Origin of the sequence: Corallococcus sp. AB018, from assembly GCF_003986945.1 — a bacterium.
Taxonomy (GTDB): Bacteria; Myxococcota; Myxococcia; order Myxococcales; family Myxococcaceae; genus Corallococcus; species Corallococcus exiguus.
In genome coordinates, this window is record NZ_RAWR01000136.1 from 1 (window position 1) to 15,846 (window position 15,846).

General features: G+C 71.5%; 15 protein-coding genes. 7 read left to right on the plus strand and 8 right to left on the minus strand.

The features are described 5' to 3' along the window. Window positions 1-563 precede the first annotated feature (563 nt). Window positions 564-1,355 carry a DUF695 domain-containing protein gene (locus D7Y11_RS26285; protein ID WP_120580538.1) on the plus strand — a complete coding sequence of 264 codons (792 nt, stop codon included), beginning with the start codon at window positions 564-566 and terminating at the stop codon, window positions 1,353-1,355. On the opposite strand, the gene D7Y11_RS45225 is transcribed toward D7Y11_RS26285, so the two are convergent. After that, on the minus strand, window positions 1,356-4,556 hold the full coding sequence (locus D7Y11_RS45225) for an AAA family ATPase (protein ID WP_126935077.1): 3,201 nt from the start codon (window positions 4,554-4,556) through the stop codon (window positions 1,356-1,358). It lies immediately after the preceding gene. After that, on the minus strand, window positions 4,553-5,803 hold the full coding sequence (locus D7Y11_RS26295) for a DNA repair exonuclease (protein WP_126935078.1): 1,251 nt from the start codon (window positions 5,801-5,803) through the stop codon (window positions 4,553-4,555). Before D7Y11_RS26295 ends, D7Y11_RS45225 begins: the two co-directional genes overlap by 4 nt. A 285-nt stretch (window positions 5,804-6,088) precedes the next feature. Between D7Y11_RS26295 and D7Y11_RS26300 the strand changes: the two genes are divergently transcribed. Beyond that, entirely contained in the window at window positions 6,089-7,423 is a 1,335-nt protein-coding gene (locus tag D7Y11_RS26300; protein WP_126935079.1) for an outer membrane beta-barrel protein, read from the plus strand. 55 nt (window positions 7,424-7,478) lie between these two features. Here D7Y11_RS26300 and D7Y11_RS45230 read toward each other — a convergent pair whose 3' ends face one another. From D7Y11_RS45230 to D7Y11_RS26315, 3 genes are all read right to left on the minus strand, one after another. Continuing rightward, window positions 7,479-7,892, minus strand: a complete 414-nt coding sequence (locus D7Y11_RS45230) for a hypothetical protein (protein ID WP_199753786.1) — start codon at window positions 7,890-7,892, stop codon at window positions 7,479-7,481. Between the two features lie 146 nt (window positions 7,893-8,038). Then, window positions 8,039-8,995: a cyclopropane-fatty-acyl-phospholipid synthase family protein gene (locus D7Y11_RS26310; RefSeq protein ID WP_120580534.1), complete on the minus strand. Its 957-nt coding sequence runs from the start codon at window positions 8,993-8,995 to the stop codon at window positions 8,039-8,041. After that, window positions 8,992-10,347, minus strand: coding sequence for a sensor histidine kinase (locus tag D7Y11_RS26315; protein ID WP_126935080.1), 1,356 nt, complete (start codon window positions 10,345-10,347; stop codon window positions 8,992-8,994). Before D7Y11_RS26315 ends, D7Y11_RS26310 begins: the two co-directional genes overlap by 4 nt. A 285-nt stretch (window positions 10,348-10,632) precedes the next feature. Between D7Y11_RS26315 and D7Y11_RS26320 the strand changes: the two genes are divergently transcribed. The 3 genes from D7Y11_RS26320 to D7Y11_RS26330 all read left to right on the plus strand — a co-directional run bounded on the left by D7Y11_RS26320 (window position 10,633) and on the right by D7Y11_RS26330 (window position 12,247). Further along, window positions 10,633-11,253, plus strand: coding sequence for a hypothetical protein (locus D7Y11_RS26320; protein WP_120580532.1), 621 nt, complete (start codon window positions 10,633-10,635; stop codon window positions 11,251-11,253). Between the two features lie 68 nt (window positions 11,254-11,321). Next, the gene (locus tag D7Y11_RS26325) at window positions 11,322-11,684 is read left to right on the plus strand and encodes a hypothetical protein (protein WP_120580531.1); all 363 of its coding nucleotides are present in this window, start codon (window positions 11,322-11,324) and stop codon (window positions 11,682-11,684) included. After that, window positions 11,681-12,247, plus strand: coding sequence for a GNAT family N-acetyltransferase (locus D7Y11_RS26330; RefSeq protein ID WP_120580530.1), 567 nt, complete (start codon window positions 11,681-11,683; stop codon window positions 12,245-12,247). The genes D7Y11_RS26325 and D7Y11_RS26330 overlap by 4 nt, the downstream gene beginning before the upstream one ends. 4 nt (window positions 12,248-12,251) lie before the next feature. Here D7Y11_RS26330 and D7Y11_RS26335 read toward each other — a convergent pair whose 3' ends face one another. Then, window positions 12,252-12,983, minus strand: a complete 732-nt coding sequence (locus D7Y11_RS26335; protein ID WP_121753661.1) for an SAM-dependent methyltransferase — start codon at window positions 12,981-12,983, stop codon at window positions 12,252-12,254. Between the two features lie 200 nt (window positions 12,984-13,183). Here D7Y11_RS26335 and D7Y11_RS26340 point away from each other — a divergent pair, with 200 nt between their 5' ends. Continuing rightward, window positions 13,184-13,972, plus strand: a complete 789-nt coding sequence (locus tag D7Y11_RS26340) for an alpha/beta fold hydrolase (protein WP_120581654.1) — start codon at window positions 13,184-13,186, stop codon at window positions 13,970-13,972. Window positions 13,973-13,985: 13 nt separating this feature from the next. Continuing rightward, complete coding sequence (locus tag D7Y11_RS26345; RefSeq protein WP_120581655.1) at window positions 13,986-14,420, plus strand: hypothetical protein; 435 nt, start codon at window positions 13,986-13,988, stop codon at window positions 14,418-14,420. A gap of 11 nt (window positions 14,421-14,431) precedes the next feature. Here D7Y11_RS26345 and D7Y11_RS26350 read toward each other — a convergent pair whose 3' ends face one another. Continuing rightward, window positions 14,432-15,130, minus strand: a complete 699-nt coding sequence (locus D7Y11_RS26350; RefSeq protein ID WP_126935081.1) for a molybdopterin-dependent oxidoreductase — start codon at window positions 15,128-15,130, stop codon at window positions 14,432-14,434. Next, window positions 15,120-15,782, minus strand: coding sequence for a cytochrome b/b6 domain-containing protein (locus D7Y11_RS26355; protein ID WP_126935082.1), 663 nt, complete (start codon window positions 15,780-15,782; stop codon window positions 15,120-15,122). The genes D7Y11_RS26350 and D7Y11_RS26355 overlap by 11 nt, the downstream gene beginning before the upstream one ends. Window positions 15,783-15,846 lie beyond the last annotated feature (64 nt).

Below are 15,846 nucleotides of genomic sequence, written 5' to 3' on the forward strand. Positions count from 1 at the left end.
GGGGTGGGGGGAGTGGGGCGCTGCCACCAGAAGACCCCGGCTCCGATGAGGAGCAGGAGCACGACGCCTCCAATGACCACCGCCGACGTCTTCTTCATGGCGCCCCTCCAGGGTGGGCGACTGTAGCAGCAGCGCCGACGCAGGCGCCCCGGGGAGGGCCGTCCGGCCGGCCGCGTCAGAGGGGGACGGCGGAAAAAAACAGGACCGAACCAAGGTTTTTCGCGGCCGACGTATTGAAGGCGAGGTGGGGATGCTGGGGGCAGAGCCACCAGGGTCCAAGGGCTCGGGACGCAGAGCGGACCGGGCAGAGGGGGAAAGGGTTTCGGGGGTCGATCTTCCGGGACTCAAGGTTTTCGGTAGTCGACGTCTTGAAGGAAAAGCAGGACGGACGCGGAGCTTTGGGGGCCGCATCCGAGAGGGGGACCCCTCGGGGGAGGGGTTGAGTTACTGGGAGCGCGTCGAGGGGGCGCGCTCCCAGTATTTTTTTGTGCGCTAGAGTCTGGATCCGCGCGGGGGCGCGAGATCGACCGGCCCACGACCTCTGGAGGTTGGACTTGCCCGGCATGAACGCTCCGTCCTCCGAGAAGCCCTGGAGTGAATCCTTCGAGGACTACTTCCGGTGGTCCACGCAGGGGCCGCAGACCGTGTGGATTGACCTGGGTGCCAACCGGCTCGCGCCGATGGCCAGCCACCCCGTGCTCTGGCAGCTGTCCCTCCCCTTGAAGAACCCGATGTCGAACGGGCTCCGGGACAGCGATGAGAAGGACGCGGTGTTCGCGGTGCAGGACGCGCTGGAGGCGTGTTTGCGTCCCCTGGGGCTGCTGCTGGTCGGGCACCTGGTGGCGCAGGGCGCGCAGGTCGTCTGCCTGTATGGCCCGAAGTCCGTCACGGCGGAGCAGGTGCGGCCTCTCGTGCAGGCCCATCAGGGGGCCTATGACGTGGGCGTGGCGCGGACGCGGGACCCCCGCTGGACGGCGTATCTCCGGACGCTCTTCCCGTCGCCCTTGCAGTGGCAGGTGAGGATGAACCGCCAGCGGGTCGCGCTCCTTCGAGCGGAGGGGGATCTGTTGGACGTGGCCCGGAAGGTGGACCACCGCGCGTACTTCCCGTGGGAGCCACTGGCGAAGGACGTGGAGGCCCGGCTGCGGGACCTGGGGTTCCAGGGCTTCCGGTGGCAGCTCGTTCCCGTGGCCGGACGCATGCCCGGGCTGAGGTACCGCCTGGACTTCCACCGGGTGGACACCGTGGACGATGCGCGGGTGGACGCGGTGGCCGAGGAGATCCACGACATCGTGGAAGCGCACTACGGCACGTATGACGGCTGGGACTGCCTGCTCCTGTCGGAGGACTTCTAGTCAACCGCTGGAGACCACCCGTAACGGTTGTGCGCCTTCTCGGGGGGACTTCGTGGCGCCGGGCAGCTCCAGGACGTGGGCGCCTTCCGCTTCGAACAGTTCGCGCAGCCACGGGTGGCAGGTGAAGGCGATGACCTGGTGGGCTTCCGCCAGCTTCGCGAAGAGCCGCACCGCGCCTCGGGCCCGCTCCGGATCGAAGTTCACCAGCACGTCGTCCGTGATGAGCGGCAGCGCGCCTCGCGTCTCTCCGAAGTCGCGGATGACGGCCAGCCGGAACGCGAGGAACAGCTGCTCGCGCGTGCCCCGGGACAGCTGCTCCGCGCTCCATTCCCTGGCTCCGTCGCTCACCCGCAGCTCGCGCGCGTCCCCGGCCGGGATGAAGACGCGGCGGTAGCGCCCCGCCGTCAGCTCGGAGAACAGCTCGCTCGCCAGTTGGATGACGCGCGGCTGCTGCTCCTCCTCGAACCTGCGGCGCGCCCTTCCGAGCAACGCCAGCGTCAGCCGGTCCGCCGCGTAGCGCGTGGCCAGCTCCGCCGCCTTCGCCCGCAGCGTCTCCTCCTGGATGCGCAGCCGTGACACGCGGTCGTCGTTCTCCCACTGCGACAGCTGCGTCTTCAGGCTGCCCTGCTCCGTGAGCACGGCCTTGTGGCGCTCGCCCTCGGCCTTGTGGCGCTCGCGCAGCGTGGCGAGCTGTTCCTTCAGGCCCGTCTCACCGCCCGCAGCGTGTACCTCCTCGTGTGCCGCGTTCTCACCCAGGCCGGTGAGTGCCTGCACCCGCTGGACGTGCTCGCGCACCCGGGCCGCCAGCTCCGCGTACCTGCGCGCCTGCACCGCGCGGCGGCGGAAGGTGGCTTCGTCCTGGCAGCCGCCTTCCGTGAGCAGCGCCTCCCACGCCTGGTCTTCGTCCAGCGCCAGCTGATCCAACCGCGCCTTCTCCGCCAGCAGCTCGCCGCGCTGACCGTCCAGGTGCCGCTGGTCGGCGGCCCTCGAGCGCACCTCCTCCAGCGCCACGGACACTCGCGCGGCCACCGTCTCCGCCTGTCCCGGGGGCATGCCCGCGGCCCGCGCTTCCTGCAACAGCCGCGTCGTCACCGCGTCGCACGCGGCCTCCGCCACCGTGAACTCCTCCTCGTCCGTGCGCAGGTCCAGCAGCCGCTGCCGCAGCGCCGCGGCATCCAGCCACAGCGTCAGCGCCGACGCCGCGGAGAGGGCCTCCGGGAAGCGGCGCGCCACCAGGAACGCCATCCACTCCTCGCGCAGCACCTCCTCGCGCTGGCTCGCGCGCAGCCGTGCCTCCTCCACGCGCTGGTCGTCTCGCACCGCCGCGTCCCAGGCCGTGCGCAGCGTGTCCTCCTCGCGCACCAGCAGCTCGCGCCGCTCGGCCTGCGTCAGCTGCTCCGCGAGCAGCGACTCCTGCGCGGCCAGGTCCGACAGCGACGCGCCCGGGGACAGTCCCGCTGCTCCGGAGGCGTTCAACAGCTCGCGCTGGAGCAGTTCCTCGCGCGCGCTCATCGCCGCCTGCGCCGAGCGGAACCGCTCCTCCTCCTGCTGCCGCCAGCGGTGCCGCGCCGCCTGTGCCTCCAGGCTGGCCTTGCGCGCTGTCTCCACGCGGTGGCGCACGAGCAGCAGCAACCCCACGAGCAGCAGGCCGCCCACCGCGCACAGCACGCCCACCGACGGACCCGCGATCCACGCCGCGAGCGCCGCGAACCCCAGCGCCACGAGCGCCGCCGACACCACCCACGACATCGGCACCAGCGAGCGCAGCGGCACCGCGTCCGTGGGCGCCCGCACGCCGTCCATCTGGCGGCGCTGTTCCAGACGCTGCTCGGCCAGCCGCTCCAGGTCTCCGCGCACCGCGCGCATCCGTCCCACCGCCGCCTGCCGCTGCCGCACCTGCGCGGGCCGCGTCTCGGGCAGCGCGGTCAGCTCCGCCTGGACCCGCCCCAGCGTCGTCTCCAGTCGCGCCCGTTCCTCGCGCGTGCGCGCCTGCTCCGACTCCGCCTGCGCGAGCGCTGTATCCGCCGCGTCCAGCCTCCCCGCGAGAGACTCCAGTTCTCCGCGCGCCCGCGCGCCCAGGTCCAGCGCGAGCAATCCGCCCGCGTCCACCGCGAGCCCCAGCTCTCCCAGCGACTGCTCCAGCTGCCGCCGCCGCGACGTGAGCGACGCCCTGCGCGCGGGCAGCGAGCGAAGCTGTTCGGAGTGTCCGGAGTATGTGGCCAGCGCGGTGCGCAGGGACTCCGCGCGTTCGCGCACGGGCCAGGGGGCCGCCAGCCGCTCCCGTGCCTCTTCGATGGGCGCGAGCCTTTCGTGCAGCTGTGCCTGCTGGGCGCGGTACGTCTTGCGCCGCTGGAGCACGTCCTCCAGCCGTGTCTCCGCGCCCGGCGGGAAGGTGTCCAGCACCGGCAGCGTGGCCAGCTCCGCCCGGTCGCGCGCGAGCCCCGTCAGGTCACTCAGCGCGGACTCCAGCCGCGAGGCGTGGTCCAGCTCATGCTCGGTGTGCTTGCGCGCCACCTCCAGCGCGTGGCCCTCCGCGATGCGCTCCGCCAGCTGGTCGCGCGTGGAGAAGTAGAGCGCGGGCCGGTCTCCTGCTTCGCGCAGCGCCTGCTGTACCTCCTCCAGGTCCTTCATCACGCGGTTCAGCTCGGGCTTCTGCCCGCGCGGCGCGTACAGCGCTTCGGCGTCCTTGCGCAGCCGCTCCACCGCCTCCGGCAGTCTCCGCGCGCCCTGCATGCCCGCGGCGAACAACTCCTCCGACACGCCTCGCTGCTGCGCGAGCCTGTGGAACGAGGCCAGCTCGTCCAGCCGGAAGGCGAACACCTCGAAGAACAGCTCGCGCGGCACGCCCGCCAGCGCTTGGTGCAGCAGCGTCTCCGGCAGCAGCTGCCCTTCCGGATCGTGCACCGTGAGCGCACCCTCTGATGCGCGCTTGCCACCGTGGCGGCGCACCACCAGTGGGCCCGACGCTGTCTCCAGCCACAGCTCGCCGCCGAAGAGCGCGCCCTCCGGTTCGTAGCGCTCCGGCTGGCCGCGCTTCTCGAAGCCGAACAGCACGCCGCGCAGGAACGCCAGCAGCGTGCTCTTGCCCGCCTCGTTGGGGCCGTACAGCAGCGTGAGCCCCGGCCCCGGCGTCCCCGAGTACCCGCGGAAGTGCCCGAAGCCGTCCACCTGGAAGCGGTTGATGCGCAGGCCCGGCTTCATGATGCCTCCTCGTGGAGTTGCTCCACGCCGCGCTGGCCCGCCTGCGCCACCAGCTCCGGCCGGGGCGTCTCCAGTGCATCCACGCCCAGCCGCTTGAGCCGCTGCCCCAGCGTCGTCAGGTCCTCGTCGTCCCACAGCGACGCGAGCGCCGCGTCGTCATGGGTCAGCGCCTGCGCCTCCTCCAGCAGCGTGCCCAGGAAGCCGCCTCCGGCGCGCACCGCCTCCAGGTCCACCTCCGGCCGGCTGCCATCGCGCAGCGACTCCAGCAGCACCGGCGGATGCGCGCGCGCCAGCCGCTCGCGCAGGTCCGACTCCAGCTGCGTCCTCGCTCCCGGCCGCACGAGCTCCCGATGCAGCGGGCCGCGTCCGGCCAGCGTGAGGCGCACCGCGTGCCCGTCGAAGTCCTCCGCGCAGCGTGACTCCACCACCTCCGTGGCCACCGCCTGGAGCATGTCCAGCGACGTGACACCGGACAGCGGCACGTCCAGCCGGTGCCAGCGCACGCGGTCCACCGGTACGAAGCGCCTGCGCGCGACGCCGTCCTCCACGTCCACCACCACGCAGCCGCGCTCGCCCGTCTCGTGCACGTGCCGGCCCTGCGGGTTGCCCGGGTACACCGCCACGCCACCGCCGGGCAGCAGGTGCTCCGCGCGCGTGTGCACGTGGCCCAGGGCCCAGTAGTCCAGTCCTCCCGCCGCCAGGTCCGCGGCGGTGCAGGGCGCGTAGTTCGCGTGGCCCGCGTCGCCGCCCAGGTTCGCGTGCAACAGGCCCACGCTGAAGTGCTCGCCGGTGCGGCGGAATCTCGCGGACAGGTTCTCGCGCACCTCCACGTCCGGATAGGAAACGCCCTGCACGTGACACAGGCGCCGGCCCTCGCGTCGCACCTCCACGTCCTCCCACTCCGGACCGAACACCTTCACCGACGCGGGCAGACCCAGCGTGCCGGTGTCGCCGCTCAGCGGATCATGGTTGCCGTGCACGATGAAGGTCTGGATGCCCGCGCGGTCCAGCCGCGACAGCTCCGTGCGCAGCGCCAGCCGCGCGCGCACCGAGCGGTCCTTCACGTCGAACAGGTCCCCGGCCAGCAGCAGGAACGTCACGCGCTCGCGCAGGCACACGTCCACGATGCGCGCGAGTGCATGGAAGGTGGACTGCTGGAAGCGCTCCAGGAGCGGGCCGTGCGTGGCCACGCCCCGGAACGGAGTGTCCAGATGGAGATCCGCGGCGTGCACGAAGGAGAAGCGCATCGTGCGGGCACCGTACCCGAGTCCCGCCCTCCTCCCGATTTTCCACCCCCAGGTGGGATGCGCCGGTGGACACAGGGCATGCCCCTGGGTCCTATGGGAAGTCCACGGGTGAAAATCCGCCGCGTTGGATGCGCGTCCAGCCCTCTTGCGCTTCGCGCGAAGTCCCGCACGCACATCCTGCATTTCGCACGACGCGAGGGCCCGCACCTCTTCGCCAACCTCGCGGGGTTCCTGGAGTCCCGCGCGTTTCGCCCTCGGGTACGACGGCTGCAATCCGGCCCGGCCATGAGACCCGTCACCTCCTGGCTGCCCCACCTCCCATTCCTACCCGCGCTCGCCGTGCTGTTGCTCGCACCGCGCGCGCATGCGCAGTCAGACGCGCGCCCCGCGCCGCTGGCCTTCGCGGACTTCTCCTGGCTGCCCGGCAACGCGGGCGCCAGCGAGAAGCCACTCAGCTTCGGCCCGTTCACCGGCGAGTTCCGTCTGGATACGGCGTACCACTACAGCTTCAACCGCCCGCGGGACGACACGCTCTCCGGATCCAGTGAGGTGTTCCGCCACGGCGAGGTGCAGGTCACGCAGCTCGGCATCGGCGGGGACTTTCTCTACAAGAACGTCATGGGCCGCTTGATGACCCAGTTCGGCATGTACTCGCAGACCACGCCGCGCAACGACGCGAGCCCTACGCGTGGCCAGTGGAACCTGGACAACGCCTACCGCTACGTCTCCGAGGCCTACGGCGGCTACCACTTCGATGCGCTGCGAGGCATCAACCTGCAGGCCGGCATCTTCATGAGCTACATCGGCTTGTGGAGCTACTACAACGCGGACAACTGGACCTACCAGCCGTCCTACGTGTCGTCGAACACGCCGTGGTTCTTCAACGGCGTGCGCGCGCAAATCTTCGTCAGCGACACGCTCAAGATTGAACCGTGGCTCGTGAACGGCTGGCAGTCGTATGGCCGCTTCAACGACGGCTACGGCGTGGGCGGGCAGGTGCTGTGGCGTCCCACGGGCTGGCTGTCGGTGGTGGGCAATCAGTATTACGGCTCGGACACGCTGGGGAATCCGGGCCGCACGCGCGTGCACACCGACGACAGCGTGATGGTGAAGTACCACGACGCGCCGGGCGGCTTCGTCAGCAAGGCGGCGGCGTCACTCACGCTCGACGCGGGCTGTGAGTTCGGCGGCGGCGTGGACTGCGGGTCGCAGTACTTCCTGGGGTTCATGGCGTACCACCGCGCATGGTTCCTCCAGGACCGGCTGGCGCTGACCGTGGGCGGTGGCGCCATCACCAACCCCGGGCGCTACCTGGTGCTGCTGCCGCCCATCAACGGGACGACCGCGGCCTCCGGCACGCCGTACTTCACCGCGAACCCGGGCGACCGCTACCGCGCCTGGGACTTCCAGGTGGCCGCGGACGTCATCCCCCAGCCGTTCATCACCTTCCGCGTGGAGTTCAACCACCGCGCCGCCAACGTGCCGTACTTCTCCGGACGCGGAGGCGTCACGCCGCCCGGTGGCAACCAGGGCGCGCCGGGCTCGCTCGTGGACGGCTGGAGCCCCGACCTGGTGAAGACGGAGAGCCGCCTCACCGGCGCGTTGATGGTGAAGATTTGAGGAAGGGCGCGGGCGCGCCATCCGGTCACGCCCGCGCCGCCCCGAGGCTCAAGGCCTAGCGGGTAGGCTCGGGGACCGAGCCGGATCCGGTGTTGCCGCCGGTGGTGTCGTTCGAGCCACCGGAGCCCTCCATGCCGGAGCCAGGCTCCATGCCGGAGCCGCCCGTGCCTGAGTCGTAGCCGGATCCGCCCGTGCCTGAGTCGTAGCCGGATCCGCCCGTGCCCGCGTCGTAGCCGGCTCCGCCCGTGCCCTGATCCATCGTCGAACCTTCGCCCTGGCTCGGGCTCTGTTCATGCCCCGTGCCCATGCCAGGCTCGGTGCCCTGGGTGCCCTGGGTGCCCTGGGTGCTTCCGGAGCCTCCCGTCCCGCCGCCCATGCTCTCCTGCGAGCGGTCCTTGCTCTGGCACCCGGTCAGGGCCATCGCGCCCGCCACCGCCCCCAGCACCATCCATCGCGTGAAACCCTTCATGCTCGACCCCCGTGTTGGTGTGACGAACCCAAGGCTGGGGGTGGGGCGACGCAGGGACATCGTCCGAGGGCTGCATGCCGCCAGGCCGCCCTCTCCTCGTGCCATGGGGCAGGGGCCCGCCAGGCCGCCTGCCCAGGGGCAATGGATCAAGCCTCGCGGCGCAGCACGAGCAGCGCGTACTCCAGCCCGCCATCCAGCAGGCCCTGTTGCAGCCACAGGTGCTCGCGGCGTGACTCGGCGCGCACGGCGTTGAGCGCGGCGCGCAAGCTGTGTGCGTCCGTGGGCGCGCGGGCCAGGTGCTCATGGACGCGCAGCTCCGAGCTCAGCGTCCAGAAGCCCACCGCTCGCGCGGACACGTCGTCATGCGCCTCCAGCTCCAGGCCCGCCTCGCGCGCGTCGGCGAGGAACGCGTTCACGCTGCCCAGGTGCCGGCTCCACGCGTTCTCGGAGGGATGCACGGCGTCGGGCCGCACCCAGAAGCAGTCCGCGATGGCGAGCACTCCGCCGGGCTTGAGCCGGGCGTGCATGCCGCGCAGCCACTCCGCGCGGGGCAGGGCGCAGGTGTTCTCCACGGCGATGACGGCGTCGTAGCACTCTCGGGGCCGGGGCGGCTCGCCCGTACACAGCCGGACCTGCACGTGCGCGCCCATGCCCGCCTCGTGCGCGAAGCGGCGCACCTGCTCCAGGTGCGTGGGCACGGTCACCATCGCCGTCACGCGCGCGCGGTGCTCCTGGGCCCAGTACAGCGCGCTGCCGCCCAGGACGCTGCCCACGTCGAGCACCTCTCCGCCATCAGGGAAGGGGCCCATGGCGCGCGCCAGCTCCACGAGCATCGCTTCCTGCGAGTCCCTCAGCCGCTCGCGCAGCTCCGGCCCCGGCGTGCCGGGCGGAGGCAGCCGGTCCACCAATCCCGTGTGGCAGTACACGCGGGGGTTCGTGCCCTGGCGGGCGAGTCCGCGCGCGGCGAGGGCTTCATGGTAGGCGCGCACGTCGAACGAGGTGAGCAGGACCGGGCCGCTGGACGGGGCCACCGCTTCATTCGCGGCGCGCCCGCGCGTCAGGGTCGTGGACGGCGTCGGAGTGAAGGCGCTGAGGGGCTTCATGGGTACTCCCGGGGCAGCAGGATGCGGAGCAGGGCGCCGCCTCCCGGTCCGTTGTGCCGGTGCAGCAGTCCTCCGCTGGCGCGGAGCAGGCACTCGCTGGTGTAGAGGCCCAGCCCCGTGCCCTGGGACTTGGTCGTGTAGAGCTCCTCCGCGGGCGCGTTGAGACGCTCCGGAGGGAAGCCGGGTCCGTCGTCCTCGATCTCCACCTCCAGGCGTCCGCTGAGCGGTTCGGTGCGTGCCCGGATGAAGACCCGGGAAGCGCCCTGTTCGCCATTGCCCTCGCATGCGTTGACAACCAGGTTCTCCACCACCCGGCGCAGCGTGAGCGGCCCACCGCGCAGGAGCGCGCGAGGCGGCCGTGACATCTGCATCTCCACGTGGATGTCCACGTCGGGGAAGCGCAGGGACACCTGGGCCTGCACGGACTCCAGCACCAGCCCCAGGTCCACGGCCTCCGGCTCCGTGCCGGCGAAGCGGCGGCTCTTGGCGCGCACCTCCTTCACCATCTCCTGGAGCTGTCGAAGGCTGTCCTGGAGCTGGCGGGACTGGTCCTCGAAGCCGGTGCGCGCGAGCGCGCTACGCTGCGTGCCGAAGGCCTTCATCATGTCCGCGGCGGTGCCCGCGTCGTGCAGCACCTGGTCCATGCCCTGGTGGTGGCCGAGGATTTCCCCCATGGCCTGGGTGAGGCGGCCCACGTCGCGCTCCTGCTGCTCCACGAGCTGCGCGTGCACGGCGGCGCGCAGGCGGTCCGCGTCCGCGCGGGCCTGGTCGTAGCGCATGGCGAGCGAGCCCAGGTACAGCTGCGCGACCAGCGCCGCGGGCCCCATGACGGCGAGGAGCAGCCCGTTCTGGGAGTGCCACGCCAGGGCCGCCGCGCCCAGCAGGGCCACGAGCGTGCCGACCATGAGGAAGGGCTCGCGCCAGGTCACCCGGTAGCGCCGGCCGTGCACCGCGGAGGTGCCGATGAGCAGCACGCCGAGGACGAGCGCCCCGCGAGGCGCGGCGAGCGCGGTGAGGCCCGCGAGGAAGAAGTGCTCCAGCGCCAGGCCCGGCAGCCACGCGAGCCAGCTCAAGGCTCCCACGCGCCGGTGGCGTGCGTGCGCGCAGGCGAAGGCGACGCGGTGGACGGCGCCGGGCAGGAAGCACGCGAGCGCGGGCGTGAAGGGCACGGCGAAGAAGGAGTGGACGCCGGGGGCCCACGCGACGGCGCCCACGAGCGCGGAGCCCCGGAGGAGGTGGCCCGCGAGGGGGCGCACGCGCAGGGACGCGAGGAGCCGGCCCGCGTCCTGGGCGCGCATCCAATGGCGGAAGGCCGTCACTCCCTGGAAGGAGGACAGGGGCAGTGCCTTCATGCGCGCGCTCCGGTGCCGGACCGCGACACGGCGGCGCGGGCTGGACGGTGCCCGGACGGATGCAGGTCTCCGCGATACGGACGCATGCTGGTCAACCCCCCGGCACCAGGCACAGCCCTCGGCACGGAGAAGCAAACGGCGGCGGAGCCCTCCCGGTCAAACCCGGGGGCACGAACATTGTTGGCCAGTCCTCCGTCCCTGTCTTCCCGGTCAGGGTGGGTGATGACTCCTGTCCGGAGCAACAGTGCTTGGGAGGACGTGAGGGGCGCGATAGAGGGGCGCCCCATGCGTGACAGAATCCAGACGGTGTTGCGGCAGCTGGCTCAGTCTCCCGAGTTGGAAGTGAGGTGGCTGCACACGTTGTCGCTGCTGGAGTTCATTGGGGCGCGGAAGATTTCGCGCACGGTGGCGGACCGGCACCCGTCGTTGGAGGTGCTGGGGCACCTGGCGGACGAGACGCGGCATGCATTCACGTTCAAGCAGCTGGCCTGTGAGGTGGCGGGCCGCGAGGACGTGACGGAGTTCCTGAGCGTGGGCGCGGCGTCGGCGTGGTTCCAGTCGTTGGACCGGCAGCTGGCGGAGTGGGTGACGGGCGTGACGGGGACGACGGACGTGTACCTGCACTACCTGCTCACCACGTCGGTGGTGGAGCGCCGGGCGATGGTGCTCTATCCGCTCTACAAGGCGGCCACGCGGCACGCGGTGGTGCGCGAGGAGCTGGGGCGCGTGGTGGTGGAGGAGCAGTCCCACCGCCGCGCCATCGAGGACGCGTGCACGGAGCGCCTGACGAAGGTGGGCACGACGCTGGAGCCCGCGCTCGCGCTGGAGGAGCGCCTGTTCGAGACGTTCCTCACCCAGCTGGAGAAGGACGTGGCCCAGGCGCTCGCCGGAGCCCAGGCGGCCTGATTGCATCTGGGGGGCGCGAGGATTAAGTGACTCACTTCCGCATCAGAAGTGAGTCAGGAGTGCTCGCCATGTCCCATCGATTGCAACCCACCGTTTCCGACCCGGTCATGGAGCAGGTCCAACGGCTGCGGCGCGAACTGGGTGGGGACGTCTCCGAAATCATCACCGAGGCCATCAGCCTGCTGGACAAGGTGGTGCTGGAGGCGCGCCGGGGCTCTCGGCTTGCCTTCGTGCCGCTCCAGCCCGGACAGCCCCTGCGCGAGTACAGCTCTCCGGCGCTGACCCGGCTGGAGTGGAAGGCGATGGACGAGGAGTCCATCGTCCTGCCCGCGAAGGACTTCGACCGGGTGGCCAAGGCGGTGGCTGCGCCCCCGAAGCCGTCGCGCGCGCTGCGCGAGCTCTCCCGCCGCCGCCGTCGCGAGCGCCCTTGAGCCGCAAGCCACCCGTCATTCCCGCGCCGTTCACGGAAGCGCTGACCCGCGAGGACGCGGCCAGCGGCTTCCAGTGTGAGCACGAGGCGCTCAACCGCTTCTTCCGGCAGGACGCGGGCCAGAACCAGCGCCGCGACGTGAGCCGGACCTGGGTGCTGCGCCGTCCGGACACCCGGCTCGACTGGCCCCGCGTGCTCGGGTACTACACGCTCGCCGTGGGGCAGGTGTCGCGAGACGAAGCGCCGGAAGCCATCGTCAAGCGTCTGCCGCGCTATCCACTTCCTGCGGTCATCCTCGGAAGGCTCGCCCGGGACTCGCGCGTCAGGGGCGCGGGTGTGGGCGAGCAGTTGCTGGATGACGCGCACCGCCGGGCACTGGCCATCGGGGAGAACGCGGGCGTCGTGCTCGTCATCGTGGATGCGAAGGACGCGTTCGCGGCCCGCTTCTATTCGCGCTTCGGTTACCGGCCGCTCATCGGCGTCAGGCTCGGCGCGCCCGAGTGGCCCCAGCGGCTGTTCCAGCCCCTGAGCCACTTGCGTGCGTCCTTCGAGGACGACGCCTGAGTCGTCACTCCGGCGACGGGTCTTCTTCGCCGTCACCGACCGCGCTGGACAGCACCAGCTTCCCGCCCGTCCACGCGGCCTGGAGGTTCCTCGCGCGGCGGGCGCGCTTGCGGCTCAGCTCCACGCCCACCGCGTCCAGACCCAGCGCGTTGGCCACCGCGAGCGCGGTGCCGTGGCCGCAGAATGGATCCACCACCGTTCGCGTGCGCGTCTGCTCCAGGATGAAGCGGCACGCCACCAGGCACGCGTTGAGCCCCATGCCTCGCGTCCACGTCACCTCGCCGGGGTCCGGCAAGACGTCCGCCGTGGACTTCGCCGCGTCTGTCTTCAACCCCCGGCTGAAACACAGCAGGTGCGAGTACGCAGGCCTCCCGAACGTCACCGTCCCCGGCGTCCGGCGACACACCACCTTGTGCCAGAGCGTGTCGCACCCCGCGGCCTCCGCCGCCTTCGACACCAGGTAGCCCTTGTCCACCCACGCCCCGTCCTTCTTCACGTCGGACTGGTAGAACACCGCCACCCCGTCCGCCGGCACCCGCGACAACACCTTCGCCGCCGCCCCCACGAACCAGTCCTTCCACTGGGGCACCGTGAGCGAGGGGAACTCGGAGACGTCCGGCATCGACGCCACCATCGAGCACCCCTCCAACACCGGCCGCGCGTCCAGCCACGCGAGCGCGTCCTCGCAGTACACCGTGCGCTTCGCTCCCGTCGTCCCGCTGCGTCCATCCGTCATGACGCACCCGAGTCTGCCGTAAGCGCGCACCCGCTCCCACCCTTCATTCCCTCCCGCGCACCTACCCGTCAGGACAGCTCGCCCCTCTGGCCGTCAGGCAACCCCCGAGCAGGTGGACGGCCACGCCCCAGTCGTGGCTTGCTACGCTTCCCCTTTAAGCAACGACTTCCAGCAGATCTCCCCCCGGAGGAAGACCCCCCATGCCCACGACGAACGCGACGGACGGAACACCCCTGCACTACCGGGTCCTGGGGGACGGTCCTCGCGACGTGGTGCTGGTGCACGGGTGGATGGTGTCCGGCGCGGTGTGGGACTCGATGCTGGAGAAGCTGGACATGACCGGCCTGCGGCTCATCGTCCCGGACCATCGGGGCACCGGGGCGTCCGGACGGCCGGCGTCGGGGTACACGCTGGAGCAGTACGCCAAGGACGTGCTCGCGGTGGCGGACCACGCGAAGGCGCAGCGCTTCGCGGTGGTGGGCCACAGCATGGGCGGGCAGATCGCCAAGTGGGTGGCGGCGGATGCGCCTGCGCGCGTCAGCGGCCTGGTGTTGCTCAACACGGTGCCCGCGGCGGGGCTGCCGCTGCCTCCGGACGCGGCCGGGCTGTTCCGTGGCTCCGCGGGGGACCGGGAGAAGCAGAAGACCATCCTGGGGCTGGCCTGCAAGCAGCTGTCGCCGGAGTCGCTGGAGGCCCTGCTGAAGGACTCGGGCGCGGTGTCGAAGGACGCCATCGAGCAGTGCTTCGATTCCTGGACGGCGGGAGGCTTCGCGGACCGGCTGTCCGCCATCACCGCGCCCACGCTGGTGGTGGCCACGGATGATCCGTTCCTGCCGCCCGTGTTCCTCAAGCAGGCGGTGGTGGGGCTCATCCGGAACGCGCGCATGACGCACCTGCCGGGGCCGGGGCACTACCCCCAGGTGGAGCGTCCGGCGGAGACGGCCGCGCTGGTGTCGGCGTTCCTCGCGGGCAACGCCGCGCAGGCCTGAAGGAGGACATGCCATGGCCTGGGGGATGTCCTTCGAACGCGACGCCGAGCACGACGTCGTCACCGCGAACTTCACCGACTGCATCCTGGTAACGGATGAGGACGTGCTGCGCTGGCGGAACGACGTGGAGGCGCAGTTCGCCAAGTTCAACGGCCGCGTGGACCTGCTCATCAACCTGGATGGGCTCGTCGTCCGCCACACGGCGGGGCGCACCTTCGGCAAGGTGCGCCGCGAGGTGCTGGAGCGCGGCACGCACCGCTCGTACCGCTATGGCGGCGACGAGATGACGCTCATGTTCATCAGCACCAGCGGCGTCATCAACGGCGCCGCGGTGAACCACTTCCCCACGCGCGAGGCGGCGCTGGCGGCCCTGCTCGCCGAGCGCGAGGCCCTGCGCAAGCGCGGCTTCACGCCGTTCCTGCCGGGCGTCGTGAGCTCCAAGCGCTGAAGGCCCACGGGCTACACGCCGGCGAACCACTCGTAGCCCCGGTCCTCCCAGGTGCCCCCCGTGGCCTCCGGGAGGAAGCGCACGGTGGTGAGGTACTTCACCATCTTGTAGCCCAGCTTCACGCCCGAATAGAGGCGCAGCGGCGCGCCGTGGCCGGGGATGAGCGGCGCTCCGTTCATGCCGTACGCGAGCACGGTCTGCGGGTGCAGCGCGCTCGGCGCGTCCCAGGATGAGTAGTAGCCCTGGTCGAACGAGCGGAACTCCACGAACCCCGCGCGTGTGTCCGCGCCCACGGCCCGAGCCAGGTCGCGGAGGCTCACGCCGTGCCACGACGCCACCGCGCTCCAGCCCTCCACGCAGTGGTGGCGGATCCGGTAGTCGGTCCGGGGCAGCCGCTGCAGTTCCTCCAGCGTGAAGGCACGCGGCCGGGCCACGAGTCCACCCACCTCCAGCGTCCATCCAGCGGGTGCCAGCGGCACGGTCTCGGAGATGAAGTACTGGGGGAACTCGCCAGGTGGGGTGAGCTGCTCGACGGGCTCCTCGCGGGCGAGCCGGCCGGGGTGGAAGAGGGCGGATTGGGCGCGCTCGTTGAAGCGGTCCATCACGCCGAGGAAGCCCGCGCGCGGACGTTGGGAGTCGCACGCGCTGGTGGCGAGCGCGGCGGCGCCCAGGAGGACGCGGCGGCGGGTGAGGACGCGCTCAGGGGGCATCGGGCTTCCTCCCGCCGGTGATCATCTCCCCGAAGGTGCGCGGGTGCAGGGCGACCAGGACGACGTGGCCCACGGTGAAGAACGCGAACAGCGCGAGCAGCAGCAGGTGCACGAAGCGCGCGGGGTCGTAGCCACCGAAGAGGGCCGTGAGCCACTGGAGCTGCACGGGCTTGTAGATGGCGAGTCCGGATAGGACGGACAGCGCGCCCATGAGCAGCGTGGCCGTGTACGCCAGCCGCTGGAGCCCGTTGTAGAGGCCTGTCTGCGCGGGCGCGGGGCGGAGCCGCAGGTAGTACGCGAGCGTGGCCACTGCATCGCGCGTGTCGCGGCGCGGGAGGAACAGACGGCGGCGCCACTCACCGCTGAGCGCGAGGTAGAGCACATAGATGAGCCCGTTGAGGGCCAGGAACCAACCGAACGCGAAGTGCCAGCTGCGCGCTCCCGCGAGCCAGTCCCCCAGGCGCAGCCACGACGGCGGCACGGCATCCTGGAAGGGGTAGAGCGCGATGGGCCGCCCGCGAGTTCCCATGCGCGGATACGCGGCGAGGATCTGCAGCCCGCTGCCCGCGAGGATGGCGAGCAGCGGCACGTTGGCCCAGTGTGCGAGCCGGATGGGCCAGGGCTGGGGACGGCGGGGCTCGGGCGGGTGCACGTGGGGGAATGCAGCACCGCGACACTGCGCGAGACCATGCGGCGGGAGGGTGGCGTGAACGCTC

What these genes read in the sequence shown, in the direction of transcription:
- D7Y11_RS26285 (WP_120580538.1), top strand. Translation starts at nt 564, where the DNA reads ATGAACGCTCCGTCCTCCGAGAAGCCCTGGAGTGAATCCTTCGAGGAC.
- D7Y11_RS45225 (WP_126935077.1), bottom strand. Translation starts at nt 4,556, where the DNA reads ATGAAGCCGGGCCTGCGCATCAACCGCTTCCAGGTGGACGGCTTCGGG.
- D7Y11_RS26295 (WP_126935078.1), bottom strand. Translation starts at nt 5,803, where the DNA reads ATGCGCTTCTCCTTCGTGCACGCCGCGGATCTCCATCTGGACACTCCG.
- D7Y11_RS26300 (WP_126935079.1), top strand. Translation starts at nt 6,089, where the DNA reads ATGAGACCCGTCACCTCCTGGCTGCCCCACCTCCCATTCCTACCCGCG.
- D7Y11_RS45230 (WP_199753786.1), bottom strand. Translation starts at nt 7,892, where the DNA reads ATGAAGGGTTTCACGCGATGGATGGTGCTGGGGGCGGTGGCGGGCGCG.
- D7Y11_RS26310 (WP_120580534.1), bottom strand. Translation starts at nt 8,995, where the DNA reads ATGAAGCCCCTCAGCGCCTTCACTCCGACGCCGTCCACGACCCTGACG.
- D7Y11_RS26315 (WP_126935080.1), bottom strand. Translation starts at nt 10,347, where the DNA reads ATGAAGGCACTGCCCCTGTCCTCCTTCCAGGGAGTGACGGCCTTCCGC.
- D7Y11_RS26320 (WP_120580532.1), top strand. Translation starts at nt 10,633, where the DNA reads ATGCGTGACAGAATCCAGACGGTGTTGCGGCAGCTGGCTCAGTCTCCC.
- D7Y11_RS26325 (WP_120580531.1), top strand. Translation starts at nt 11,322, where the DNA reads ATGTCCCATCGATTGCAACCCACCGTTTCCGACCCGGTCATGGAGCAG.
- D7Y11_RS26335 (WP_121753661.1), bottom strand. Translation starts at nt 12,983, where the DNA reads ATGACGGATGGACGCAGCGGGACGACGGGAGCGAAGCGCACGGTGTAC.
- D7Y11_RS26340 (WP_120581654.1), top strand. Translation starts at nt 13,184, where the DNA reads ATGCCCACGACGAACGCGACGGACGGAACACCCCTGCACTACCGGGTC.
- D7Y11_RS26345 (WP_120581655.1), top strand. Translation starts at nt 13,986, where the DNA reads ATGGCCTGGGGGATGTCCTTCGAACGCGACGCCGAGCACGACGTCGTC.
- D7Y11_RS26350 (WP_126935081.1), bottom strand. Translation starts at nt 15,130, where the DNA reads ATGCCCCCTGAGCGCGTCCTCACCCGCCGCCGCGTCCTCCTGGGCGCC.